The 23,492-nt window shown below is 55.2% G+C and carries 24 protein-coding genes; 13 read left to right on the top strand and 11 right to left on the bottom strand.

All coding sequences use genetic code 11. The annotated features are described in order from the left end of the window. Positions 1–97 precede the first annotated feature (97 nt). Positions 98–3,295: a DEAD/DEAH box helicase gene (locus tag LEPTO7104_RS0111170; RefSeq protein ID WP_017298664.1), complete on the bottom strand. Its 3,198-nt coding sequence runs from the start codon at positions 3,293–3,295 to the stop codon at positions 98–100. 114 nt (positions 3,296–3,409) lie between these two features. Between LEPTO7104_RS0111170 and LEPTO7104_RS0111165 the strand changes: the two genes are divergently transcribed. The 6 genes from LEPTO7104_RS0111165 to LEPTO7104_RS0111140 all read left to right on the top strand — a co-directional run bounded on the left by LEPTO7104_RS0111165 (position 3,410) and on the right by LEPTO7104_RS0111140 (position 9,049). Beyond that, complete coding sequence (locus tag LEPTO7104_RS0111165) at positions 3,410–4,387, top strand: carbohydrate kinase family protein (RefSeq protein WP_017298663.1); 978 nt, start codon at positions 3,410–3,412, stop codon at positions 4,385–4,387. Positions 4,388–4,540: 153 nt separating this feature from the next. Further along, on the top strand, positions 4,541–6,049 hold the full coding sequence (locus tag LEPTO7104_RS0111160) for a hydroxysqualene dehydroxylase (protein WP_017298662.1): 1,509 nt from the start codon (positions 4,541–4,543) through the stop codon (positions 6,047–6,049). A gap of 152 nt (positions 6,050–6,201) precedes the next feature. Further along, on the top strand, positions 6,202–6,414 hold the full coding sequence (locus LEPTO7104_RS0111155) for an NblA/ycf18 family protein (protein ID WP_017298661.1): 213 nt from the start codon (positions 6,202–6,204) through the stop codon (positions 6,412–6,414). A 136-nt stretch (positions 6,415–6,550) separates the two neighbouring features. Then, positions 6,551–7,201 (top strand): fatty acid desaturase, encoded by a 651-nt coding sequence (locus LEPTO7104_RS33500; RefSeq protein WP_196358104.1) that lies wholly within the window; start codon positions 6,551–6,553, stop codon positions 7,199–7,201. A gap of 390 nt (positions 7,202–7,591) precedes the next feature. Beyond that, positions 7,592–8,551, top strand: a complete 960-nt coding sequence (locus tag LEPTO7104_RS0111145; RefSeq protein WP_017298659.1) for an orange carotenoid-binding protein — start codon at positions 7,592–7,594, stop codon at positions 8,549–8,551. Between the two features lie 165 nt (positions 8,552–8,716). Further along, positions 8,717–9,049, top strand: a complete 333-nt coding sequence (locus tag LEPTO7104_RS0111140; protein WP_017298658.1) for a hypothetical protein — start codon at positions 8,717–8,719, stop codon at positions 9,047–9,049. A gap of 30 nt (positions 9,050–9,079) precedes the next feature. Here LEPTO7104_RS0111140 and LEPTO7104_RS0111135 read toward each other — a convergent pair whose 3' ends face one another. Beyond that, positions 9,080–9,550: a hypothetical protein gene (locus LEPTO7104_RS0111135; protein ID WP_017298657.1), complete on the bottom strand. Its 471-nt coding sequence runs from the start codon at positions 9,548–9,550 to the stop codon at positions 9,080–9,082. Between the two features lie 198 nt (positions 9,551–9,748). Beyond that, complete coding sequence (locus LEPTO7104_RS40035) at positions 9,749–9,907, bottom strand: hypothetical protein (RefSeq protein WP_155523597.1); 159 nt, start codon at positions 9,905–9,907, stop codon at positions 9,749–9,751. A gap of 363 nt (positions 9,908–10,270) precedes the next feature. Between LEPTO7104_RS40035 and LEPTO7104_RS0111130 the strand changes: the two genes are divergently transcribed. The 4 genes from LEPTO7104_RS0111130 to LEPTO7104_RS0111115 all read left to right on the top strand — a co-directional run bounded on the left by LEPTO7104_RS0111130 (position 10,271) and on the right by LEPTO7104_RS0111115 (position 12,378). Next, complete coding sequence (locus LEPTO7104_RS0111130; RefSeq protein WP_017298656.1) at positions 10,271–10,486, top strand: DUF2283 domain-containing protein; 216 nt, start codon at positions 10,271–10,273, stop codon at positions 10,484–10,486. Between the two features lie 61 nt (positions 10,487–10,547). Then, complete coding sequence (locus LEPTO7104_RS36865) at positions 10,548–11,504, top strand: toll/interleukin-1 receptor domain-containing protein (RefSeq protein WP_017298655.1); 957 nt, start codon at positions 10,548–10,550, stop codon at positions 11,502–11,504. A 101-nt stretch (positions 11,505–11,605) separates the two neighbouring features. Then, a complete protein-coding gene (locus LEPTO7104_RS0111120) occupies positions 11,606–11,968 on the top strand; it encodes a hypothetical protein (RefSeq protein WP_017298654.1) in 363 nt (120 codons plus the stop codon). Further along, on the top strand, positions 11,965–12,378 hold the full coding sequence (locus tag LEPTO7104_RS0111115) for an HNH endonuclease (RefSeq protein ID WP_026072594.1): 414 nt from the start codon (positions 11,965–11,967) through the stop codon (positions 12,376–12,378). Before LEPTO7104_RS0111120 ends, LEPTO7104_RS0111115 begins: the two co-directional genes overlap by 4 nt. A 79-nt stretch (positions 12,379–12,457) precedes the next feature. Here LEPTO7104_RS0111115 and LEPTO7104_RS0111110 read toward each other — a convergent pair whose 3' ends face one another. The 3 genes from LEPTO7104_RS0111110 to LEPTO7104_RS0111100 all read right to left on the bottom strand — a co-directional run bounded on the left by LEPTO7104_RS0111110 (position 12,458) and on the right by LEPTO7104_RS0111100 (position 15,346). Next, positions 12,458–12,685 (bottom strand): hypothetical protein, encoded by a 228-nt coding sequence (locus tag LEPTO7104_RS0111110; RefSeq protein ID WP_017298652.1) that lies wholly within the window; start codon positions 12,683–12,685, stop codon positions 12,458–12,460. Between the two features lie 41 nt (positions 12,686–12,726). Next, positions 12,727–14,076 carry an IS701 family transposase gene (locus LEPTO7104_RS33490; protein ID WP_017298651.1) on the bottom strand — a complete coding sequence of 450 codons (1,350 nt, stop codon included), beginning with the start codon at positions 14,074–14,076 and terminating at the stop codon, positions 12,727–12,729. An 814-nt stretch (positions 14,077–14,890) separates the two neighbouring features. Continuing rightward, positions 14,891–15,346 carry a hypothetical protein gene (locus LEPTO7104_RS0111100; RefSeq protein WP_155523596.1) on the bottom strand — a complete coding sequence of 152 codons (456 nt, stop codon included), beginning with the start codon at positions 15,344–15,346 and terminating at the stop codon, positions 14,891–14,893. A 333-nt stretch (positions 15,347–15,679) separates the two neighbouring features. Between LEPTO7104_RS0111100 and rsgA the strand changes: the two genes are divergently transcribed. From rsgA to gntK, 3 genes are all read left to right on the top strand, one after another. Further along, positions 15,680–16,744, top strand: a complete 1,065-nt coding sequence (rsgA, locus tag LEPTO7104_RS0111090) for a ribosome small subunit-dependent GTPase A (protein WP_017298648.1) — start codon at positions 15,680–15,682, stop codon at positions 16,742–16,744. Between the two features lie 471 nt (positions 16,745–17,215). Next, complete coding sequence (locus tag LEPTO7104_RS0111085) at positions 17,216–18,568, top strand: GntT/GntP/DsdX family permease (protein ID WP_017298647.1); 1,353 nt, start codon at positions 17,216–17,218, stop codon at positions 18,566–18,568. 180 nt (positions 18,569–18,748) lie between these two features. Next, the gene (gene gntK, locus LEPTO7104_RS0111080; RefSeq protein WP_017298646.1) at positions 18,749–20,293 is read left to right on the top strand and encodes a gluconokinase; all 1,545 of its coding nucleotides are present in this window, start codon (positions 18,749–18,751) and stop codon (positions 20,291–20,293) included. Here the strand turns inward: gntK and LEPTO7104_RS0111075 are convergent. The 5 genes from LEPTO7104_RS0111075 to LEPTO7104_RS0111055 form a co-directional block, all read right to left on the bottom strand. Then, complete coding sequence (locus tag LEPTO7104_RS0111075) at positions 20,283–21,185, bottom strand: DMT family transporter (RefSeq protein ID WP_017298645.1); 903 nt, start codon at positions 21,183–21,185, stop codon at positions 20,283–20,285. The genes gntK and LEPTO7104_RS0111075 overlap by 11 nt on opposite strands. Positions 21,186–21,330: 145 nt before the next feature. After that, entirely contained in the window at positions 21,331–21,510 is a 180-nt protein-coding gene (locus LEPTO7104_RS40030) for a hypothetical protein (protein ID WP_155523595.1), read from the bottom strand. Positions 21,511–21,887: 377 nt separating this feature from the next. Continuing rightward, positions 21,888–22,172: a hypothetical protein gene (locus tag LEPTO7104_RS0111065; RefSeq protein ID WP_026072592.1), complete on the bottom strand. Its 285-nt coding sequence runs from the start codon at positions 22,170–22,172 to the stop codon at positions 21,888–21,890. Then, positions 22,162–22,458 (bottom strand): BrnT family toxin, encoded by a 297-nt coding sequence (locus LEPTO7104_RS0111060; RefSeq protein WP_017298642.1) that lies wholly within the window; start codon positions 22,456–22,458, stop codon positions 22,162–22,164. Before LEPTO7104_RS0111060 ends, LEPTO7104_RS0111065 begins: the two co-directional genes overlap by 11 nt. 104 nt (positions 22,459–22,562) lie before the next feature. Next, a complete protein-coding gene (locus tag LEPTO7104_RS0111055) occupies positions 22,563–23,282 on the bottom strand; it encodes a GntR family transcriptional regulator (RefSeq protein ID WP_017298641.1) in 720 nt (239 codons plus the stop codon). Between the last annotated feature and the right edge of the window lie 210 nt (positions 23,283–23,492).

Here is a 23,492-nt window from a genome sequence, read left to right as displayed (position 1 = left end):
AGGAGCAGGTTGAAGCTACATCTAAATTGTACGAGCGAGAAGGCAACAGAGAAGTGATCAGCACCAATGAAGACTAATGCCCAGATTAGGGGTTGCATCAATCCATGATGGCGCTTTTGTTGAGGGCGATGAGTTGTTTGAAGGCATCGTTGTCTAACTCCGTCAGCCACGATTCGTCGGCACCGACGATCGCCCCCGCCAGCTTTTTCTTATCCTCAATCATCTGGTCGATGCGTTCTTCCAGCGTGCCCATGGCGACGAACTTGTGGACAAAGACATTTTTCTTTTGGCCAATGCGAAAGGCGCGATCGGTGGCCTGGTCTTCGACAGCGGGGTTCCACCAGCGATCGAAGTGGAAGACGTGGTTGGCCTGGGTGAGGGTGATGCCGACCCCAGCGGCCTTGAGCGACAGCACAAAGATGGCGGGCTCGCTGTCGGGGTCTTGAAACTCGGCGATCATTTGCTCGCGCTTTTTGCGGTTGGTGCCGCCGTGGATGTAGTAGGTGTTGTAGCGGCAGGTGTGGCGCAGGTGGTGCTCCAGGGCGTCGCCAATTTCGCGGAACTGGCTGAAGACCAGGGCGCTTTCGCCTTCGGCCACCACTTCGTCGAGCATTTCGAGCAGGCGGCTGAGTTTGTGCGATCGCTCCGGCGTAAAGTCGCTGTTATCCTGCAAAAATTGGCGAGGGTGGTTGCAAATTTGCTTTAGCTTGGTCAGGGTAGAGAGAATCAGCCCCTGGCGCTGAATGCCCTCGCTGGTTTCGATCTGCTCGGTGACATCTTTGAGCACGGCTTCGTACAGCGATGCCTGCTCGGGGGTGAGGTTGCAGAACAGCTTTTGCTCCACCTTGTCGGGCAGGTCCTTGATGATCGACTGGTCGGTTTTGAGCCGCCGCAGAATAAAGGGTTCCACTAGCTTTTTGAGGGTGGCGGAGCGGGCGGGGCTGTTTTCTTTTTGGATGGGCAGCTCGAACTGTTTGCGAAACTGGCTCTGGGTGCCCAGGTAGCCGGGGTTGAGAAAGTTGAAAATCGACCACAGATCCATCAAGCGGTTTTCGACCGGGGTGCCGGTGAGGGCCAGGCGGTGGTTGGCGTTGAGCTTGAGAATGGCTTTGGTCTGGGCGGTTTTGGGGTTTTTGATATTCTGGGCTTCGTCGAGCACGATGCGGTGCCAGGTGACGCCCTCCAGCAGCTTGGCGTCTTTGCGGGCCAGGGTGAAGGAGGTGATCACCACGTCGTGGTCGCGGCAGATTGCTTTGAAGGCTTTGGTATCTGAGCTGCGATCGCCCCCGTGGTGCACCACCGCCCGCAGGTGCGGCGCAAACTTGTGAATTTCATGTTCCCAGTTGCCGACAACAGAGGTCGGTGCAATCAGCAGGGTGGGCGGCAGTTTTTGACCACCGTTCTGAGCCGCTTCTTCGCGCTCTTGAATCAGGCGGGCGATCACCTGCACGGTTTTGCCCAGGCCCATGTCGTCGGCCAGGCACCCGTTTAGGCCCAAATTCTCTAGGTAGTGCAGCCAGGAGAGGCCGCGCTTTTGGTAGTCGCGCAGGTGGCCCTGGAGTTGGTTGGGGTCGGGAGTGAGTTCGAGGCGGGTTTTGTCGCTGAGCTGGGTGAGCATGGTGGCCAGGGCATCGTCGCGATCGAACTCCACCTCCAGATCATCGTCGGCCTCGCCGCTGGTCAGGCGCATGAAGTCGAGCAGGCTCATCTCGGGGTTTTCGGCCTGCTGCTGCTGCCAAAACTCCAGCATTTGCTGCATTTTGTCCTGGTCGAGCTCCATCCACTGGCCGCGAAACTTGACCAGGGGCGACTTAGCGCTGACGAGCTGCTGCCACTCGGTCTCAGTGACGGGCTGATCGCCGATCGCCAGGTCGTACTGGTACTGCACCAGGGTGTCGTAAGAAAAGTAGCCCTTCGATTTGTCGCCGCCGCTTACCGATTTGCCCTTGGCCCGCAGCCGCACCTTGGCCCGCTGGCGACCCTTGGGCGTCCACCAGGCGGGGACGATGACTTTGTAGCCCGCATCTTCCAGCACCCAGGCGGATTCTTTCAGGAAGCTAAAGGCGGTGTCGAGATCGACAGGAATGCCGACGGGCTGGTCGGTTTCGAGGCCGTCCCAAAACTTGGGATAAATGCGGGCGGCGTAGCCCAGATTCATCAATAGATGCTGCTCAAAATTGTCTCCCAGGTGCTGGCGCAGCTGAGCTTGTTTCTTGCCCCGCAGTTGCCAAAAGTCTTCCAGAGCAATTTGCAAGGAAGGGTCATCCTTGGGGGCAACGAGGAACTGGATGTGCCAGGGGGAGTCTGGGGTGGCGGGTTCTTCCAGGCGGAAGCCGATGTGGAAGGGGGCGGCGGTTTCGGAGCGGCTGATGCGATCGCGCCAGCCCTGCCACTGCTGATACCGCTCCAGATCCGCCGCCGATTTTCCCGGAGTCCTGCCCTGCAAACAGTCTTGAATCAGGGTGTCTTCAACGGTTTTGAGATAGCTCTGGGGCATGGCCGTGCCCTTCACCAGGTCGTCCAGCCAGCATTCCGAGAAGTGGCGCAGCAGGGTTTCCCGGTCATAGAACATCGGCTCTCGGAAGGACTGGGGTGGGTCCTCAAACCCGGCAACGCAGAGCAGCGGCATGTAGTCCACATAAGTTTGCAGGTGCTCGTGGTAGCGATCGCCGATGATCTCCCAGCCTGGATAAATCTCAAACTCCGGCTCTGGTTTCGCCGCTTGTTTTTTTGTCGTCTTAGTCCCCGCTTTGCGTCGGGTTGTCTTTGGAACCTCTACCTGCCGATACTTCAGCGCCGGAATGTACTGATCGCGCAGAATGACTTGCTTAAAGCTCTGGGTGTAGTGGTACCAAAACAGCAGATCGGCCCCCAGTTGCACCTCAGCCAGGTTGTAGACGGTCAAAAAGTGCAGATCGTTGAGGGCCTTGATGATGTCGCTGAGGATGGGAATGGCGTAGCAATCGACCTGCCAGTATTGCCAGCCGAAGCGTTCCGGCATCTCCAGTTCTAAATAGCGGGATAGCTCTAGCGAGGGCAGGGGCTGATCGTCTGCGGTGGGCAGCAGGAATGTGCGGGGGGTAATGAAAGCGTCTAGGGGGCGGCGATCGGAGGATTTTAGCCCCAGCTCATCGGCCAACACCGTCGCCAGGTCGGCCTCCGGCAGATGGCAAGGATGCGTTTGCGGCGGCAACCGACGGCGACTTTTTTGGTCAGTTTCTATCCACAGGCAAAAAGCTCCCGTCTGCACAAAGGCTGCGGGCTGCGGTATCCAGGTGCCGTGGAGAATTTGCATAGCTGTATTCTGCCACGAAGGCAATGTTGTAGCTAAGGGGGCAGGGATTTGCGATCGCCCGAGCTTTATCCTGAAGTTTGGGCCGCGCACGTCTTGGAAGAATAAGAAAACCCAATGACCACACCTGTAATTTGCCTGGGAGAATGCCTGGTTGATCGTCTGTTTGAGGTGGGCAGGCCTGCTCAAGGCTTGAAAAACTATACCGACTATCCTGGGGGAGCACCGGCCAATGTGGCGGCAGCGATCGCTAAGCTCGGCACCCCTGCCCGCCTGATCAGTGCCCTGGGCCAGGATGACCGGGGCGACTGGCTGCTACAGGTGCTCCAAGACCAGGGGATAGACTGCCAGATTCAGCGGGTGGAGGGGGCGCCAACGCGGACGGTACTGGTGCAGCGGGATGAATCGGGCGATCGCCAGTTTATCGGCTTCAGCGCCCCAGACCCCGCCGCCTTTGCCGACGCCTTTCTCGCTCCCGACTGGATCGATACCGTAGATTTTAGCGGCGTGGGCTACCTGGTCATGGGCACGCTGGGGCTGGCCTACCCCGCCACCGCCCGTGCGATGGAACGGGCGCGGGATAAAGCCCAGTCAGCCGGGACAAAAATCATCATCGATCTGAACTGGCGTCCGGTGTTTTGGCCTAACCAAGACATTGCACCTCAAACCATCCGAGCATTTTTGGCCGCCGCCAATCTGCTCAAGCTCTCCCGCGAAGAAGCCCTGTGGCTGTTCAATACCGACGATGCTGCCGAGATTGGCCAGCAGGTTCCCCAATGCCAGGCGGTGCTGCTCACCGACGGCGGCAGCGGCAGCACCTGCGCCACCGGGCACCACAGCGTCACCCAGCCCGCCTTTGCCGTGGACAGCATCGACACCACCGGGGCCGGGGATGCCTTTCTGGCTGGGGTGATTCACCAGCTTTGCCAGCGGGGGTGGGATTGCCTTCAGCAGGCCGATCAGATCGAGCAGATTTTGCGCTACGCCAGTGCGGTGGGGGCGTTGACAACGCTGAAGCCGGGGGCGATCGCCGCCCAGCCCACTCCCGAGGAAATTGAAGCCTTTTTGTACCTCTATGCGATCGCCCCTCGATAGATCGCTACCATCCCTGAGCCCTGTGAACTGCTCCATAAAACCTGCCGACTGCCCCAAAATTGCCAGCAGGCAGCGATCCCACCCGATGGCAGAAAAGACACGACCCCTGCCCAAATGGCGTAGGGTAAAGAGGCTCAGTAGGATGAATGCACCATGACAGCGGACTATAGCGGGCAGAAACGGGTGGTGGTGGTTGGTGCGGGCTGGGCTGGTTTGGGCTCGGCCTATCACCTGGCCCGCCAGGGCTACGCCGTCACGCTGCTGGAGGCCGGAGCCTACCCCGGCGGGCTGGTGGCGGGCTGGCAAACCGGCCAGGGTCGCGCCGTTGAGGCGGGCATTCACGGGTTTTGGTACCCCTACCGCAATATCTTTGCCCTGACGGATCATCTTGGCATTCAGCCCTTTACCGATTGGACGCGATCGGCCCAGTACTCGCCCCATGGTCTGGAGGTCGAGTCGCCGCTGTTTCAGGCTCAGCCCTACCTGCCGACGCCCCTGGGCACCTTTCTCTACACTGATTTCAAGCGGCTGCCGCTAATCGATCGCCTCTCGGCCCTGCCCCTGCTGCAAGCGCTGATCGACTTCGACAACTCTGACGAGGCCTGGCAAAGGTACGATCGCATCACCGCCCGCGAGCTGTTTCGCCAGTACGGCGTGTCGGCCCGGCTCTACCACGAATCCTTTGAGCCGATGCTGCTGGTGGGGCTGTTTGCGCCGGGCGAACAGTGCTCGGCGGCGGCGGCCCTGGGCATGCTCTACTACTTCATCCTCGCCCACCAGCCCGACTTTGATGTGCGCTGGTGTCGGGGCACCGTGGGGGCGCAGATCTTTCGGCCCTGGACGGAGGCGATCGAGCGGGCCGGGGGCAAGATACTCGCCAACCACCGGGTATCGGATGTGACGGTGGAGAATAATCGAGTAACGGCAGTAGTGTGCGGCGACGAGGTGTTTGAGGCCGATGCGGTGGTGTTTGCCGTGGGCATTAGCGGGCTAAAGAAGATTGTGGAGCAGTCGAGGGGGTTACGCGATCGCACCGAATTCCGCGATATTCGCAACCTGGGGGCGATCGATGTGCTGGCCACGCGGCTGTGGCTCGATCGCAAGGTCAACATTCCCCTGCCCTCCAACGCCTGCTTTGGCTTTCACCCCACCACGGGGTGGACCTTCTTTGACCTCAATGCCCTCCACGACGAGTACCGCGACGAACCCGGCACCGTAGTCGAGGCCGACTATTACCACGCCAACCAGCTGCTGGCGCTGGATGATGACCAGGTTCTAGAGCAGGTACAGCAAGATTTGGCCGGGTGTATTCCCGCCTTTGGTGAGGCCAAGATTGTGGATCATGCCGTGGTGCGCATTCCCCAGGGGGTGACCCACTTTGCCCCTGGCAGCTATCGCTACCTGCTGCCCGCCACCACCAGCTTCGACAATCTCTTCATGGCGGGCGACTGGATTGTGACGCGCCACGGCTCCTGGTCGCAGGAGAAAGCCTACGTGACTGGGCTGGAAGCGGCAAACCGGGTGGTTGCGAGGCTAGGCCAGGGGCAGCCTGCGGGGATTTTGCCGGTAATTCCCGACGAGCCCCATATTCAGGCGCTGCGATCGCTAAATCGGTGGGCAAAGCAAGGGTTTCAGGGGCTACCCAGCTTTTGGCTGCCCTAGCAACGCCTCGAAACTCGAATGCAAGCACCAGCTCGCCACTGAACAGCGGCGAGCTACCACGGAAGGCAGAGATTGACCAAAAGACTTTAACAAAAAGTTACATTGCGTTACACTCACTAACGTAGCCTGTTACACCGTGAGAGAAGTTACCCATGAATATCCGAGAACAGCTCCCTCTGGAACAGCAGTTCGAGCTTCAGGTATTTGAGACCCAGGTGCAAAACCTGTCCCAGTCAGACGCCACGGCTCTTCTGGTTCAGCTTCGAGAGGCCATGATGTATCAAGCCGTCACTTTTCGTGGAATTCTCAAAGAAGCCTGGGGCCTCGGCAACGATGGCGATGGAGCTTTGGAAGCGCTCAAATAATAGCGGGTTGATCAGGGTGGAAATATGAACAGGTATGGTCAGTCGATCGCAATCTTGCTGCGTTAGTAGCTTCAATCCTCCACAACTGAGTCTGTATTTAGCGGGTTCAATTGTATTGCTGTGGCTTGTTAGCCTAGTGGGTGCCTTCGCCCTTGTGGATGCCCAAACTCCTGTGGTCTATGTGCTTTTGGGAGTTTTCATCAGGACGTTCTTGCACACCGGCTTATTTATCGTTACCCATGAGGCCATTCACAATGTCATTTCTAGCTCTCGCAGGCTCAACGATGCATTCGGTTATGCGACCTCATGGCTGTATGCGCTGCTGCCCTATAAATTAATTGCTAAAAACCATCGGCTCCACCATCGCTTTCCTGCGACAGAGCAAGACCCTGATTATCACAGCACAGGCGCAGATAAATTTTGGCCTTGGTATCTCAAATTCATGAAAATGTACCAGGCCGATGGGCAACTCTGGACGTCTTTAATCGGCATTGGCTTTATTTTCTGCGTCTTTGTCGGCCTCCAAATTCCCATATTTAATGTAGTTCTCTTTTGGATTATTCCTATGGTGATTAGCTCTTTGCAGCTATTCACCTTTGGCATCTTCCTCCCGCACCGACAAAGCGATAGTGCATCTGGATCTTCTCATCCTATTAAAAGCACCCATCTACCGGCTTTTTGGTCGTTCTTAGCCTGCTACCACTTTGGCTATCACCTAGAGCATCATCTAAATCCCCACCTGTCCTGGTTTCAACTGCCTGGGGTTTACCGAGACAGCAAGATGTAATGCATCAAAAAATTATTGCCTAGAGGGTTCATTGCGACGGTTAAAAAGCACCTAGCGGATCCCTCGAAATTTTTGATCTCAATATTTTCCAACATAAGACGCCAGTCTATCCACAGTCCGTAGGGCATGATAAAAGCCTTGGGTACAAGCAGCCCCACCTAAAACCTCTTGTTTTATTCCTCATAAGTTTTACTAATTGCATTAGACAATATATGAATTTATTGAATTCAAAAAATTATGTGCAAATAACGTCCCCTCAATAGCTTATAATTTCTTTACACACGCAAGTGCTGGGCCTAAAGCTTGTATTTGATAGTGCTTTATTTTAGTAACTATCTTTGCTTTGCAGTGGGTTTTAGGTTTGGTTTTAGTCGTACAAAGGAGGCATAAATGCCCTTTACAATTGATTCAGCTCGATCCATTTTCCCCAATACTCTGAGTGCTGATGCGGTACCCGCAACGATCGCTCGATTCAGCCAGCTCAATGCAGAAGACCAGCTGGCTCTAATCTGGTTTGCCTACTTAGAAATGGGCAAAGCCATCACGATCGCAGCGCCTGGTGCGGCCAGCATGCAGTTTGCAGAACCCACCCTGGAAGAAATTCGTCGAATGCCCTTCCAGCAGCAGTCGCAGGTGATGTGCGATTTGGCGAACCGGGCCGATACCCCCATTGGACGCACCTATGCATCTTGGTCGCCCAACATCAAGCTGGGGTTTTGGTACCGCTTAGGCCAGTGGATGGAAGAAGGAAAAGTTGCTCCCATTCCAGAAGGGTATAAGCAGTCTGCCAACGCCTCCTCCGTGCTTCAAGCCATCAGAAACCTGGAGTCGGGCCAGCAAATTACGGTACTGCGCAATGCCGTTGTTGATATGGGCTTTGATACCAGCAATATGAGCTCGTACCAGCGAGTGGCTGAACCCGTGGCCCCCCCTAAGGACATGGGCCAGCGCACAAAGGTCACCATCGAAGGAATTGACAACCCCACCGTTTTGTCCTACATGGACAACCTCAACGCTAACGACTTTGATGCCCTCATCGAGTTATTTGTCGCCGATGGCGCACTGCAACCTCCTTTCCGCAAACCCATTGTGGGCAAGGAGAGCGTTCTGCGGTTCTTTAGGGAAGAGTGCCAAAATCTGAAGCTGATTCCCGAGCGGGGAGTTTCTGAACCCGCAGAGGATGGCTTCACTCAGATCAAGGTGACGGGCAAATGCCAGACTCCCTGGTTTGGTGCCGGGGTAGGCATGAACATTGCCTGGCGGTTTTTGCTGAACCCCGAGGGCAAAATCTTCTTTGTCGCCATTGACCTGCTGGCGTCTCCCAAGGAGTTGCTGAACCTGGCCCGCTAACCTTTGGTTGAGGCTGGGAAGCTGCTGGTGAACCGCCTCTTGTCTCGGCAAGGGGCGGTTTGCTCTATGGGGCTTGTGCTCGAACCTGAGGACAATGCAAAGTTCTGTAAACTGTTCTAATATTGAGAAGTATTAAAGCAGTCGATTAGTTTTTTTCAATAATTCATGGAACAGGTGACGGAAAATCAGTGGTCAACGCAGGAAAGAAGCATCGCTAGGGGAGCGCTGAGCGCAGCCCAGCAGCGAGAATTGGCGGCTTTGATCAAGCTTGTGCGCGAAACAGCGAGTAATGTCAATTCCATTGACGAGGTCTGGAATTTGCACGATTTTTTGAGTGCCCGCCGCTTTGACATCGATGGCAAATACGATGACCGGGACGACGAGATTTTGTTTGTGCTGGCCAAGCTGAAAAAAGACGGCTGGGTGCAGTCTGACGACTTGACTGGGTTAGAACCGGCCAAAATTTCTAAAATAACGGCTCTGACTCGGGTTTTGTAGCCTGTCACAGTCTGCTAATGCCTGGAACGTTTATCGTCTGGATTGCTGACGTCTGAGTCTGGCTCGGGTGCTGCGGATGGGAATCAGCATCATCAACAGGGCGGCACTGAATAGGGCTAAAGACAGCAGCAGCATCAAACTCGTCTGCCATACGTTTGACCAACCCTGAGACTGGGCAAAGGCTGCAAGTAGTTCCTGAAGGGTTTGCAGGCCCAAGGCCAGGGCAAAACCGAGTGTGAACAGGGCGGGTAGCCCCAAGACCAGCCAACTCGTGATCACAGTCCACCAGGGGGCATGGGACGTTTTTAGGTTGCGGTAAATTTCTCCCCTGGCTGCGATCGCGCCCATAGGGTCCATAGTGTTGGGTAGATCGGGGTCTGGGAATGAAGGGCCGGCTTGAGATGGCACGTCTATGCCGTATTGAATCGGATCGCGATTGGGCAGATAGTCGGCAAAGCCATCTGTCTCGGAGTTGGGTTGCTGGGAAGTAGGCTCAGACATGAATCAGCCTTGAGGACGTCTGAGTGGTAACTTCACAGCATCAGTTGTCTATTCCGCAATCCATAGCGCTTCGATAAGGTTTTTAATTTTTTGAGGACGGTCTAGGAATAACAATTCTGTTCTCGTCTACAAAAGGACCTGGAATCATGAAAATTCAGAAATTCCCAGGCACACGGCGGCAGATCCTTTCGAATAGAGCTACGCAGGCAGACTTTTGACCCTGTGGTGGCTGTACTGGTTTGTGCCATCGAGTCCTAGAGCAACGGGGGTTTGAAGCTTGCCTTTCATAGACAGATCGATCGCCTGCCACCACAGCAAACTCCAGCACTCCTTGCAGAAATTGTTTTGAACTGTCATAGTCTGGCCGCATTTACATCGGGAACGTGCTGACCTGTCCATATTTATTTCCTCAGCATTGCATCAACTTGCTTATTCAATTTTTGACATAGACAGCCTTCATTCTGTAGGCTCTACAGGGGTAGTTACGATTCTCTCAAAGGGTATAAGTTTGTTATCGCCTTCGACTACTCCTAAAGAACGGTACGAGACTAGAGCAGTGTTTTGTGCAGCTGAGAGTGAATAGATAGCATGGCTGGCAGCAGCTATCCCTGAATATGGCGATCGCGGCCTTAGAGTGTTTACGCTAGAAGACGGAGAAACGCTGCACAACGCTTACTTCGATCGCAATTTTCGCTCTCGTCTACAAAGAGGCCTGGAACCATGAAAATTCAATACTTCCCAGATGCCGATACGCTGTCGATTCGGCTGAATGATGCTCCTAGCACTGAGTCAGAAGAAATTGCGCCGGATATGGTAGTTGATTTTAATGAGAATGGCGGTGTTGTAGGTTTGGAGATTGACCTGGCTTCGTCGAAGGTCGATTTGAAGAGTTTGGATTTGAAAGGACTACTTATTCCGGAATTGCTTTCAAAGTAGATGTAGGTTTATAGAGCCTTTCTAGACTGCGATTGAGTAAGTTAACTGGAGCGCTTGATCAATGCCGGAGCAGACCTTCGATGTATTTTTGGCCCATAACAGCAAAGACAAACCACTTATTCGGCAAATTTGTGAGGAGCTAAAAAATAGAGGAGTTAAACTATGGCTAGATGAGGAAAGAATTGTTCCAGGGGATCGTTTCCTTGATAAAATCCAAGAAGCGATAAGTCAAAGTAAAACGGCTATCGTATGCATTGGATCAGAAGGTCTAGGTCGGTGGCAAGAAATCGAAACAGAAATGTTGATCAGCTTATGTATTCAGCAGGGCGTCAAAGTAATTCCTGTTTTATTGCCGCCTATTGAAGCACTCCCGAGCAAACCTTTATTCTTACAATTGTTCCAATTTGTTCGACTTGAGAAGGACTCAGAAAACAAACGGGCTTTTGACCTTTTGGAACTGGGTATCACTGGGCCTAAATCAGTCTCTAATGATCTCAAATCACCTAATACTGAGGTGGCAGCACCCTCACCAAAACTCATTCTAGAATGTAACCCAGAGAAAATTCTTTTCATCAAGAATGTCAAAGATCCCTCCGGACGATGGGCGTACCCACTCAATGGGGTTTTGCCATCTAAAACCCCAACCTTTGAATTGATGTGGCGTCCAAGCGGTCGCGGAATTGATCGACCTAAGGCAGGAGACTTAATGCTTCTGCATCAACAAGCAAAAGTAACTCATCTCATTGAATTTCTAGATGAAAACGTTCGAAAAACAGATGTAGGAAGTTTTCGATTGGTTAAAGTAATTTGGATGCCCAAACATAAAGATTGGCACCTTCTACCTCATCAAAAAGAGATTTTGGGTTTTGATCCTAAATATAGGGATGGCAACACTCATTCCTTTAGAAGCCCCAACTTTATCAGGTTCAATCAAGCATGGAAAGAACTGAGGGATTTTCAATATAACCTGGTGGAGCATTTAGCTGAACTTAGTTCGGCTGGTCAGGTAGGCTATTGACTTTTTGGGCTACTGGTAATTAGGAGCTTCGTCCAAGCTCGACTGTGCTAGCGTCGAGGCTATTTGCGATAATACGTCTAGTAATTGCCCTCTTCTTCCGTATGGCTCACATCACCTTACAGCTTTCAGACAACTTGGCGGAGCGGTTAGCCCCCTTCCGCGATCGCTTGCCCGAGCTGCTTGAGCGGGGCCTGCGAGACCTGCTCAACGATAGCCGCACTGAGAACGGACTGGATGCTGAAGCCATCATTGCTTTGCTGGCGAGGCAACCGACGCCAGAGCAAATTCTAGATATTCAGCCTTCTGCAACACTGCAAAGCCGAGTCAGCGAACTGCTGGCCGCAAGCAAAGCCGGTACTTTAGCCTCAAAGGAAGAAGCTGAGCTAGAACGGTATTTAACCATTGAGCATTTAGTTCGCTTGGCCAAGGCTCATGCTTATGGTCAGTTGCAAAAAAGTGCATGAGCTACGTCTCAGCTGCCCTCAGACAATTGGTAACTCAACGGGCTGGCAACCGTTGTGAATATTGCTTGTTTCCTCAAAAAGCAACCTTATTTACGTTTGAAATGGAGCACATTGTCGCTGAAAAGCATGGTGGTGCTACGTTAGCGGATAACCTGGCGTTGGCTTGTCCTTACTGCAATCGGGCAAAAGGGACTGATCTAGGCTCCATCGATCCTGTAACGAACAAGCTGACTCCGTTTTTTAATCCCAGAACTCAACGATGGCAAGAACACTTTCAACTCAGTGATGAAGCTGAGATTGTGCCGCTAACTCCGGAAGGAAGAGTGACCACTAATATTCTGCAACTAAACGATTCTGAGCGGCGGTTGGAGCGTCAGCAGCTTTTCATCGCTAAGCAGTATCCTGGCTAAACGTTCGGGATTTGGGGAAAAGCTAAAACCTTGCCCATTAGGTGGCTACAACGGGCAAGGCTTGCTTTGTTTTTGGGGTTTAACCGATCTGTCGATACCGCAACAGGTAGCTAAACACCTCGCCCTGCTCTGGGATGATCAAAATCCCAGATTCTGGGATGGTGAACAGGCGGCTCCACTCCAGGCGCTCGGCGTAGTGGAGCAGATGCAGGTGGTTGATCGCGCCCTGCACTCCTTCTGGTGAGCCGATGATCAGGTGACGCAATCGTTCGCGCCCCGGCTGGGAGTTGGGAGTAGTCAGGCGCAAGGGATTTAGATCCCCCAGTTCTTGAACTCGACTTTAGCCAATCAGAAAGAGGCTGCGAGCAGTTGAATCAACTGTTCGCGCTCTGCCTCTAGGGATAATGCCGGATCAGGGCTGGGAGCCAGTCGGGGAACTACCCGAGCGCGCCACAGAGCAGTTCGCACCGCCCACAATAAATCAGAGAAGGTGATTTCCGGCTTGGCATACCAAGCGGTGGTGTGGGGCACCAGTGGGGTGAAGGCATGGAGACGGTTGGCTATCAAGCAGACCAAGGAGAAGAGCGCAAACAGCACTGGGGTGGTGCGAGTGGTGGCGGCTTTCGACCACTGGCGTTGGGATTGCACGCCTAGATGGGCACGGGCTTCTTCAAAGGTCACTTCCAGGCTCCAGCGAGCGACGTAGAGTTCGACAATCTGAGGTGGGCTGAGCAAGAGGCTGGTGGAGAACAAGGCGGTGGGGGGGTGGACTCCGGTGGGGTCAATGACCAACACCCACCGTAAGGGCAAGGGGGGATAGCCATCGACATCCCACACCGCCGTACCGGTAACCAATTGCCGCAGAGCATGGTGGCCCCCATACCAGGGCAGAATGTGAAAGGGTCCCGACTCAACGCTGAGACGTTCCAGGTGGTGTTGCATCGACGGCAGGCGCACCCCTTTGGTGCGGGGACGACCGGGATAGCGTGGCGGCATCGTGGGGGCAAACTCATAGAGATTGGCTTTCCAGGGCAATCGAGCCACTAACGCCACCCCGTGGCGGCGGCAGGCCCAGCCAAACTTGGCATTGCCATAGCCCCCATCCCCGACGCACACCCAGTAGCGCTTTAACCACCGACTCACCACCCGCACCATGACGATGGCCCAGTCCAAACTACTGCGGTAAGCCCGCTTGCCCCGTGGGGTCGCTTCAGACGGCACCATCAAGCTGAAAAACGGCAGTGCCCACACCCGAGGCGACCACGGCAGGCGCACCAACACTTGCATCACTTGCCACCGCACCCCACTGCTTTTGACCGTGTGAGTGCGACTTGATTTCACCCCATCGCGGTAGATGCCCAACCCCCAAATTCGGTGGCCCCACCGACGCTCTAAGGTTTCATCAATCCCAATCACCACCGTTTCGGTGCCGACGAATGCCAGCATAATCAGGCTCAAAAGCGTCTGCGCGGCAGCCAACCCGCTCCAGCCCACCCGACTCAACATCCGGTAATACTTCCCATACTGCTGCGTTTGTCCTAGGCCCATCACCTGCAAGACCCGACTGACCGTGCGATGGCCCTGACATAAGATTGCTCCCACCAGCATGGTTTGCGCCTTCTGCCAACTGCGCTGTTGGGCGAACACCCCTCGAAACGGAGCCAACACGTCCGCAATCTCGTTGGGTAGACTCAGCATGAGTTTAATGACATAACACTGGAGCTAAGCCTACCGGGTTGGTCCGGCTCGGCTCCAGTTTCTTCATCTTTTGCTCTCTAGCCCTTTACGCTAATGGCTAAAGTCGAGTTGAAGAACTCGGGGATCTTGACGGGTTGAACACAACATGAGGGATTCCTCCAAAGAGATGGATGGGCAGGAAACCCCCAAAAACTTGGCCGCCCCAGACATGTGCAGTTCAGGGCGGCCAGGTAAAATCAACCTTAGCCTCCGAGACAGCTCGGTTCTGTCGACGGGGTTAGCCGCTGGTTGGTGGTACCAACACCTTCCAGTGGCGCTTGACCAAATTTTTGGGAAGACAAGCTGCACGCACACAGCTATAGCCGAATAATTTAAGCGATCGCACTGCCCAACGCAAGTAAGAATTGTTACACTCTCAGCCTTAGATCGTAATATTTTGCGCCAAGTAGTCTTTGGGCCTAGCCGAGTAGTCCCTGAGCCTAGTTGGGTAGTCTTTGAGCCTAGTTGGGTAGTCTCTGAGCTTAGTTGAGCAGTCTCTGAGCTTAGTTGAGCAGTCTTTGAGCCTAGTCGAGCAGTCTGTGAGCTTGGTCGAGTAGTCTGTGAGCCTAGTCGAGCAGTCTGTGAGCTTAGTTGTGTAGTCTTTGAGTTTAGTCGAGCAATCTCTAAGCTAGGTCGAGCAATCTCTGAGCTAGGTCGAGCAGTCTCTGGCATAGGGTCGTCTGTTGATTGCCATGGACTGTAGCGTTCTCCATGGAGGAGAGTGTAGCGATCGCATCAACCCATCGCCCAGAGCGATAGTTAGGGGCAATGATCCCTAAATTTCTGGATACCGCTGCGACGAGATCGGAATTGGCACCAGCTGCCCCTCCCACTGCCGCCAGCGATAGCGGGGGAGAATCTTTCTGCGCCGCCGCCGCTTGGGCGGCCCGGTCAAAATCGCCAGACTGTAGACCACCAGGTAAACCCCGGCCCAAATACTGTAGGCATGGACAGAGACTCCCCACTGGGGGCCACCCAAATAGCCCATCAGCGTGGTGGATAAATCGGCGAAGTAAATGGCAAAGATGGCCCAGCGAACCAGCGGGAAGCACTTTCTGGCCAGGGGATAGCGGGCTGACCCGACAAACAGAATGGGGTATTGCAGATACATCAATAGGAAGAATGCCATGGCGAATATAATGCCGATCGCCGCCAAAAGCGTGTGGTTTCCGCCTAAAACATGCAGGGATAGACCCAGAGATAGCAGTGCTGCCGCAGTCATGTTAATCATCGGTATCACTTCAGATCGATTGGTTACAGACCTGTGGGTTACAGAAAGTGCTCTGGGCGTTAGGGTTCCCCCCACCGCAGCGGACATGATCAAAGAGGGCAGATCGATGAAGTTTTTTTTCGGCTTTGGGAAAGGGGCTTCGCGCAGCGGCGGCGATCGCTATGCTTTGGAGACGGGTCTAAGCACCTGGGTAAGTTCGTGCCAAGGAGGTACCTATGGCTGAGTCGGTATTGAGCGGCAATCAACATTCTTTCCGGCAAGGCTAGGCGGCACCTCTGTTGGGCTGACCGCGTGAAGCCTTGCCCTACGTAGGCTTCATTTGAGGAAAGACCCTTGAACTTAACTGAATTAGGCGGGTGGAATGCCGCCTGCGATCGCGCGTTTGCCCCCTGGGCAGAGGCAGGTTTTGAAGCGGGCCGAGTCGCCCTGGAGCATCGCGGTGCCTATCGACTCTTAACCCCAGACGGAGAACTGTCAGCAGAAATCGCTGGGCAGTTTCGCCACCAGGCCGAAGACATGCAAACCTTCCCGGCGGTGGGCGATTGGGTGGTAATGCAGCGGCAGGATGAGGGTGCCCACGCCGTCATCCACGCCGTGTTGCCCCGCCAGAGCGAATTTGTGCGCAAGGCGGCGGGCGGCAAGACCGAGGGCCAGGTGGTAGCCGCCAACGTGGATACTGTGTTTTTGGTGACGGGGCTCGATGGCGACTTTAACCTGCGCCGCATTGAGCGCTACCTGGTGGCCGCCTGGGAAAGCCGGGCCACCCCGGTGATTGTGTTGAATAAGGCCGATGCCTGTCCCGATTTGGATGAACTGGTGGATCAGGTTGAGTCCATTGCTTTTGGCGTGCCGGTTCACGCCGTCAGCGCCGCTACGGGAGCAGGGCTAGAGCAGCTTGAACCCTACCTGGGGCCAGGGCAAACCGTGGCGCTAATTGGGTCGTCGGGGGTGGGTAAGTCTACGCTGACGAACCACTTTTTGGGCAGCCAGCAGCAAACCACCCAGGCGGTGCGCGACGATGACAGTCGCGGGCGGCATACGACGACAGGGCGGCACCTGCTGCCCCTGCCCTCGGGGGCGCTGCTGATCGACACGCCGGGCATGCGCGAGTTACAGCTCTGGACCACCAGCGAGGGGCTGGAAGCTACCTTTGCCGATATTGAGGAACTGGCGGAGGACTGCCGGTTTCGCGACTGTCGGCACCAGGGGGAACCGGGCTGTGCGGTGGAGGCAGCGATCGCAGCGGGGGAACTAGAGCGCGATCGCCTGCGCAGCTACCACAAGCTCCAGCGCGAGCAGCAGTGGATCGACCAGCGCCAGGATGCCCGCGCTAGCCTTAACAGCAAACGGCGTTGGAAGACGATTCACAAAGCTATGCGCGATCGCCCACAAAAATAGGCAAAACGTCATCCTACTTTGGATAGAAATTTTTGGTGAAGTATTCGCAATTTGTTGAGCACTGCACCAAAATTTTTGCAGCACAGTTTATTTTTGTGAATTAAATTTCTCTTTTTTAACCCTTTCTTTTTAAGATAATATTATCGACAAAATTTATATTGTCGCTTAGGAAAAGCCGGGCTTTAAAGATTTCCTTGGTTTTTTCTCGGGTTAATTTGTCCTTAACCTGGCAGGTAATATTGTCTCTGGCTTGTAGGGAGTGCTTGCGCTATCTCAGGTCTGGCCTTTGGTTGGGCTGGTAGCCATAGCCCCTGTGGGTAAAGATCGCTGATAGAAATGTCTATCTTGCAGTCGATTTACTTTTGTCCGATTTTGGCGTTTCTACGCATTCGATAACGGTTGCCAAGGCTCGGCCTGTCCATAGCATTTTGGGCAAAATGATGCTTGGCACAATGTACAGGATTCTCAAAAATGTCTACTTTTTCGTTGTTGTTTATAGCGGTGCTGGGCATTGCCCTGCTGCTATTTTTAGTCATTGTGATGCGCTTGCAGGCCTTTTTGGCGCTGCTGCTGGTGAGCTTTTTTGTCGCCATTATTGGCGGTATTCCCCCGGCAGAGATTGCCGGGACGATTCAAGAGGGGATGGGCAATACCCTGGGCTATATCGCCATTGTGATTGCCCTGGGGGCGATGTTTGGCGAAATGCTTCAGGTCTCGGGCGGAGCCGAGCAGATTGCCAACTCCCTGGTCAAAAAGTTCGGCGAGGACAACGCCCCCTGGGCCTTAGGATTGGCCGGGGTGCTGATCGCCATTCCGGTATTTTTCGATGTCGCGCTGATTTTGTCGATTCCGCTGGTGTATAGCCTGGGTCGGCGCACCGGGCGATCGCTGCTGTACTACGCCATTCCCCTGGTGGCGGGCATTGCGGTGGGGCACTCGTTCATTCCGCCGACGCCGGGGCCGGTGGCGGTGGCCTCGCTGATTGGGGCCGACCTGGGCTGGGTAATTCTGATGGGGCTGATTGCTGGTATTCCGGCGATGGCGATCGGTGGGGTATTTTTTGGCAAAAAAATTGCGGGCAAAATTCACCTGACCGTGCCCACCGAAATGGAGGTGGAAGACCAGCCCACCCAGGGCACCGTCGATAAGGCCCTGCCCAGCTTTGCCATGGTGATTACCCTGGTGGCCGTGCCGCTGGTGCTGATTTTGCTCAACACCGTGCTGGGGGTGGCGCTACCCGAGGACAATGCCGTGCGCAACTGGGCGGCGTTTATCGGCCACCCGTTTACGGCGCTGACCATTGTGACGCTGCTGTCGTTCTACTTTTTGGGCACCCAGCGGGGCTACACCCGCAACGATATTCAGCGCATTGCCACCAAATCCTTTGAGCCAATTGGCTTGATTATTCTCGTTACCGGAGCTGGCGGCGTGTTTGGCCGCACCCTAATTAAAACTGGGGTAGGTGAAGCCCTGGCCAATGCGATGGCGGCGTCAAACCTGCCGATTATTTTGCTGGCTTTTTTGATCGCTACGGTGGTGCGGGTAAGCCAGGGTTCGGCTACGGTGTCCATGGTGACGGCGGCGGGTCTGGTGGCCCCGGCGGTGGAAATGGCCAACTACTCGGCGCCGATGGTGGGGGCGATTGTAATTGCGATCGCCTCTGGTGCCACGGTGCTCTCCCACGTCAACGACTCGGGCTTTTGGCTGGTGGGCCGATTCTTGGGGATGACCGAGAAGCAAACCCTGCAATCGTGGACGGTAATGGAGACCATTGTCGGCGTTGTCGGCCTTATCGTCATGCTGATCGTAAGCCTGTTTCTGTAGCCCTAACGCCCCTGTAGAGGTTGTTTGAAAAGGGGATCTATTGTGGCTTTAGATCCCCTTGCTCGGGGGCTATTTAGGTTCAAAGCCTCTGCTTGACGAAGATTTAGAGAATTCTACCCTGCCGCTCCAGCCAAGCCCTTCAACGCAACCTGCCTGTAACGCACCTTTCTAAATATCACTATGGCCAACGAAAATTACATCATTGGGGTCGATATTGGCACCACCAGCACCAAGTCGGTCTTGTTTACCGCGGCGGGCAAAGTGGTAGGTAAAGCCCTGGTCACCTATCCCCTCTACACCCCCGATGTGGCCACCGCCGAGCAGGACCCGGAAGAAATCTTTGCCGCCGTGGTCAAAACCGTGCGGCGGCTCATGGAAGACTACGTGCTGAACCCGTCCCAGGTCTTAGGGCTCTGCTTTAGCTCGGCTATGCACAGCCTGATTTTGGTCGATGCCGACGACAAGCCCATTACCCGCAGCATCACCTGGGCCGACAACCGCAGTGCCGGCTGGGAAAAGCGGATCAAAGCCGATATGGATGGCCACGCCGTCTATCGGCGCACGGGCACCCCCATTCACCCGATGTCGCCGTTGGTCAAGCTCACCTGGCTGCGCTACGAGCGGCCCGAGCTATTTCAGCGGGCGGCGCGGTTTATTTCGATCAAAGAGTACGTGTTTTACCGGCTGCTGGGCCGCTACGTGGTGGACCACTCCGTTGCCACGGCCATGGGCCTGCTGAATATTGAGACATTGGACTGGGATGAAGGGGCGCTGGCGATCGCCGGAGTCAGCGCCAGCGCCCTTTCCAAACTGGTGCCCACCACTGAAGTTCTAACCGGACTCAAGCCCGCCATGGCCGAGGCCATGGGCCTGCGGGCCGAGACGCCGCTGATTGCCGGAGCCAGCGATGGGGTGCTGTCGAACCTGGGGGTGGGGGCGATTTCGCCGGGGCTGGTGGCGGTGACCGTGGGCACCAGCGGCGCGGTGCGGGCCGTGGTCGATCGCCCCATCACCGACCCCCAGGAGCGCTTGTTTTGCTACCCCCTCACCGAACACCACTGGGTGATCGGCGGCGCGGTGAACAACGGCGGCGTGGCCCTGCGCTGGGTGCGCGACCAGCTGGCCGATGCCGAGGTGGCCACCGCCAAACGTCTGGGTAAAGACGTGTATAGCCTGCTGACGGCAATGGCTGGAGCCGTATCCCCCGGTTCCGAGGGGCTGCTGTTTCACCCCTACCTGATGGGCGAGCGATCGCCCCTGTGGAACGCCAACGCCCGCGCCTCGTTCTTTGGCCTCAGCGTCAAGCACACCAAGTCGCACCTGGTGCGGGCGGTGCTGGAGGGCATTGTCTACAACCTCTACCTGGTGCTGACGGCGCTGGAAGATTTCGCTGGCCCGGCCCAGCTGATTCAGGCGACCGGGGGCTTTGCCGAGTCGCCCCTGTGGCGGCAGATGATGGCCGACATTTTTAACCGCGAAGTCACCATTCCAGAGCACTACGAAAGCTCCTGCCTGGGGGCCGCCGTGCTGGGCCTCTACGGGCTGGGCCGGGTGTCATCGCTGGAGGCGGTGACCGAGATGATTGGCGAAACCTATCGCCACCAGCCCATCGCTGAAAATGTGACGGTTTACCAAAAGGTATTGCCCGTATTCGAGCACCTGACCGAGGTGTTTGCAAAGGAATACGACGCGATCGCCGCCCTGCAATTTCAGCTCAGCGATTGAGCTGCGGCTGCATGGTGCCAATTTGCGTGCGTTTTCCCAGCGCTACACAGACAATAATGCCTACCGCAAATATTACGGTCGTAGGCGTTAAACGTTCGCCCAGAAACAGCGTTGACGCCAGAATCGTCAAAAAGGGTTGCAGCAGCTGAGTTTGCCCCACGCGGGCCACCCCGCCCAGGGCCAGCCCCTGATACCAGGCAAAAAAGCCCAAAAACATGCTGAAGATGCTGACGTATAAAAAACTGCCCACCGCACTCGGTGAAAGCAGCCAAACATTCGTCGGTGCGTGTTGCCACACAACGGGCAAAAGCACGGGGGTCGATAACACTAAAGCCCAGCAAATGACCTGCCACGCCCCAAAGCGGTGAGAGAGCACGGCACCCTCTGCATAGCCCAACCCTGCTGCGGCAACCGCCCCCAGCAGGGCCAAATCTGCCAGGCGAATTGAGCCGCTCCCCGAGAGCAGCGCGAAACCAAGCACCAGGGCGCTGCCCAAACCGGCAAAGATCCAGAACGGTAGGGAGGGCCGCTCACCCGCCCGCCAGACCCCACATAGCGCCGTCGAGAGCGGCAGCAGCCCGGTAATGACGGCCCCATAGGAGGCTGGAGCATCGCGCATGGCGATCGCAGACAGCAGCGGAAACCCCACCACAACCCCCGCAACCACAATGCAGAAATTGGGTAAAAACCTGACTGGAGGGATGGTTTGACGGGTGGCGACAAGCAAAATCAGCGATAGACCTGCCGCCGCGATCGCTCGACCCAGCCCCACAAAAACGGGGTCAAGTTCTGAAACCGCCACGCGCGTGGCGGGCAGCGTCAGGCTAAAAATGAGGACGCCCAGCAATCCGTAGGCAAACCCCATCAGCTCTCGATCAGATTTTGGCGACATAGTCATGGTAGTTTTCTCTGTCATGCTGATTTTTCTGAGGGGCACTCAAACGCTGGGCCAAGCGGCCATCCCCTGAGCAGAATCGTTCTAAAAGACAAATGACTCTGCCCAGCCAGCGGGGATAAGCACCTGCCGATCAGCCAGATTACGGCTTCTGCCGCTGCTGATTGAGCACAAACTGGCGGCGCTTGGACGGCGGCAGCGCCTGGTAGTTGCCATAAAAGCTGCTAAAGCGCACGAACGCAGCAGCTAGTCTGAGCAGGCGATCGCTCAGGCCGGTCGAATAGCGCCCGATGTCAGCCATGTGATGAGGGGTCCGCAGCATGGTGTCTCCTTTCTGGATTGGGTGATGAGTGAGGTTTGGCCAGGCGCGCGATCGCTTCACCCCAAGGCATTCAAGCCTGGGCAAGCAAAGGGATATAGCGCTTGAGAATGACGTGCAGTAGCTAATCAGTTAGCGAGACGAACCAGGTGTGGTTTTCCTCGAGCCAAAACCATGGGTTGCCCGGTTCGATAACTCTATTCTGCGCAATCTGCAGCAACCGGAACAGAGGCAATTTTCACGAATTGACACCGTAACAGTTTGCTTTTCTGGAACTGTTCGGTTCAACGCTTCCCAAAACTGTACCGTGCCTTGGCCGTTAGCTTGCTTTGGGCCAACCGACACTCCCTGCCAAGACATAACGATAGAGATGGATATAACTAACGCTGGATTACTTCATTGATGGCTTTTTGCAGCACGTCATCGCTTACACCGTGACGCTTCAAGCTGGCGATTAGAGCAGATACAGTATCTCCCTCTAGCCGCTCTAAATCGGCGCGTAATCCCTGACCAATATAGGCGCGAGCCAAAGGTTGGTATCCAGAGAAACCTAGCAGCGGAGCTAATCGCTTCAAATCTTCAATCACATCTTCGGGCATCCGAATCGTGATTGTTGTCATGGGCCGATCTTTGCTTAATCGCCGTTTCAAAGCATCAATTTTCATAGTATTCACGCTCCTTTCGGGTTGCTCTGCGGGCCGAAATGATCCGAATGGTGTCGTTCTCGCGCTCAATGTAGACGACGTATAGCAAGTTCCACCACCTATCTAAGCCAATGACCGCATCTCGCGCTTCCTCATTGCGACTGGCATCGACCACCACAAGAAATGGGTCAAAAAAGGCTTCTGCCGCCTGCTGAAAGGTAACTCCGTCGTGGTTGATAGGGTTGACTCTAGCCTTCTCCTCATTCCAGACGAAGGTAACGCCATTGAGCGCGAAGTGGATATCCATAACCTGTAATGTAGGTATAGCGTATTTACACTGTCAATACAAATTGGTACATATCTTTCCGTTCTCTTGCTGGACGAGGCGCTTGCTCCAAAGCCCGATGAAACTTAACGCATGTAGAGCCGCGCTACGCCCTCTTTAATCACCTCCACTAGCTGCTCCTGGCGCAGGCTGACGTGGGCCGCCATCGAATTCACCGCTGCATCCACATTGCGGTCTTGAATTGCCTGCAAAATGTGCTGGTGCTCGGCGCAGGTGTTTTGGCGATAGGCCTCCTGCTCCATGGAGATCAGCCGCAGGTAGTGGGCGCGGGCGTTCACGTTTTGCAGCATGTGCAGCAGCTCGCTGTTTTGCGATAGTTCTGCCAGCCGTTCGTGGAAGGTTTCGTCGCAGCGGGCGCAGTCTACCGGGGTAAACGTGCAGAATTTCTCGGTGGCGGTTTTCCAGAACTGGATCAGAGCGTCGATTTCATCATCGCTGGCCCGCTCGGTGGCCAGTTTGGCGCTCATCATCTCCAGACCGCAGCGGACTTCGTAGAGATCAAACACCCGCTTGGTATCCAGCGGTTTGCAGGAGAAGCCTTTGCGGGGCACAAAGTCGAGCAGGCCCTCAGCCACCAGTCGGTTCAATACCTCCCGCAGGGGCGTGCGGCTGACCCCAAAGGAGGCGGCAAGCTCCACTTCGTTGAGCGGCTCGCCGGGGCGAAATTTGTAGGTCATCGCCATCTGCTTCAGCTGTTGATAGATGCGATCGACACTGCTGCCAGCTTTTTTATGGTTTATTTTGGCAGTCTGGGCTTTAGGAGCTTGAGAACCTGCTTTGACCACGGCCGCACTCCAATGTCAAGAAGAACGAATAACGGTATCCAAGGATACGGAAGTTGTTGTTTGAAGCCTTTACCTTCTCTTGTATACAAGGCTGAATTCAGGAAAGTATTCAATTTTGTATGTCTAGTATACGCAACCCTTCCAGTTCTAGATACTAAGCTTTGAAAAGTTTGCGATGGGGGTTGGTCGGCTTTTGTTTCATCGGGTTTC

Source organism: Nodosilinea nodulosa PCC 7104, from assembly GCF_000309385.1.
Classification (GTDB): Bacteria; Cyanobacteriota; Cyanobacteriia; order Phormidesmidales; family Phormidesmidaceae; genus Nodosilinea; species Nodosilinea nodulosa.
This window is presented reverse-complemented; position numbering and strand designations above follow the sequence as displayed.

Excerpts from the sequence above, each read along its gene's own strand:
- LEPTO7104_RS0111165 (WP_017298663.1), top strand. The coding sequence starts at position 3,410 with ATGACCACACCTGTAATTTGCCTGGGAGAATGCCTGGTTGATCGTCTG.
- LEPTO7104_RS0111075 (WP_017298645.1), bottom strand. The coding sequence starts at position 21,185 with ATGTCGCCAAAATCTGATCGAGAGCTGATGGGGTTTGCCTACGGATTG.
- LEPTO7104_RS0111120 (WP_017298654.1), top strand. The coding sequence starts at position 11,606 with ATGGCTCACATCACCTTACAGCTTTCAGACAACTTGGCGGAGCGGTTA.
- gntK (WP_017298646.1), top strand. The coding sequence starts at position 18,749 with ATGGCCAACGAAAATTACATCATTGGGGTCGATATTGGCACCACCAGC.
- LEPTO7104_RS0111065 (WP_026072592.1), bottom strand. The coding sequence starts at position 22,172 with ATGAAAATTGATGCTTTGAAACGGCGATTAAGCAAAGATCGGCCCATG.
- LEPTO7104_RS0111145 (WP_017298659.1), top strand. The coding sequence starts at position 7,592 with ATGCCCTTTACAATTGATTCAGCTCGATCCATTTTCCCCAATACTCTG.
- LEPTO7104_RS0111155 (WP_017298661.1), top strand. The coding sequence starts at position 6,202 with ATGAATATCCGAGAACAGCTCCCTCTGGAACAGCAGTTCGAGCTTCAG.
- LEPTO7104_RS36865 (WP_017298655.1), top strand. The coding sequence starts at position 10,548 with ATGCCGGAGCAGACCTTCGATGTATTTTTGGCCCATAACAGCAAAGAC.
- LEPTO7104_RS0111130 (WP_017298656.1), top strand. The coding sequence starts at position 10,271 with ATGAAAATTCAATACTTCCCAGATGCCGATACGCTGTCGATTCGGCTG.
- LEPTO7104_RS0111135 (WP_017298657.1), bottom strand. The coding sequence starts at position 9,550 with ATGTCTGAGCCTACTTCCCAGCAACCCAACTCCGAGACAGATGGCTTT.
- LEPTO7104_RS0111115 (WP_026072594.1), top strand. The coding sequence starts at position 11,965 with ATGAGCTACGTCTCAGCTGCCCTCAGACAATTGGTAACTCAACGGGCT.
- LEPTO7104_RS0111060 (WP_017298642.1), bottom strand. The coding sequence starts at position 22,458 with ATGGATATCCACTTCGCGCTCAATGGCGTTACCTTCGTCTGGAATGAG.
- LEPTO7104_RS40030 (WP_155523595.1), bottom strand. The coding sequence starts at position 21,510 with ATGCTGCGGACCCCTCATCACATGGCTGACATCGGGCGCTATTCGACC.
- LEPTO7104_RS0111100 (WP_155523596.1), bottom strand. The coding sequence starts at position 15,346 with ATGATTAACATGACTGCGGCAGCACTGCTATCTCTGGGTCTATCCCTG.
- LEPTO7104_RS33490 (WP_017298651.1), bottom strand. The coding sequence starts at position 14,076 with ATGCTGAGTCTACCCAACGAGATTGCGGACGTGTTGGCTCCGTTTCGA.
- LEPTO7104_RS0111160 (WP_017298662.1), top strand. The coding sequence starts at position 4,541 with ATGACAGCGGACTATAGCGGGCAGAAACGGGTGGTGGTGGTTGGTGCG.
- LEPTO7104_RS40035 (WP_155523597.1), bottom strand. The coding sequence starts at position 9,907 with ATGACAGTTCAAAACAATTTCTGCAAGGAGTGCTGGAGTTTGCTGTGG.
- LEPTO7104_RS0111140 (WP_017298658.1), top strand. The coding sequence starts at position 8,717 with ATGGAACAGGTGACGGAAAATCAGTGGTCAACGCAGGAAAGAAGCATC.
- LEPTO7104_RS0111085 (WP_017298647.1), top strand. The coding sequence starts at position 17,216 with ATGTCTACTTTTTCGTTGTTGTTTATAGCGGTGCTGGGCATTGCCCTG.
- LEPTO7104_RS0111170 (WP_017298664.1), bottom strand. The coding sequence starts at position 3,295 with ATGCAAATTCTCCACGGCACCTGGATACCGCAGCCCGCAGCCTTTGTG.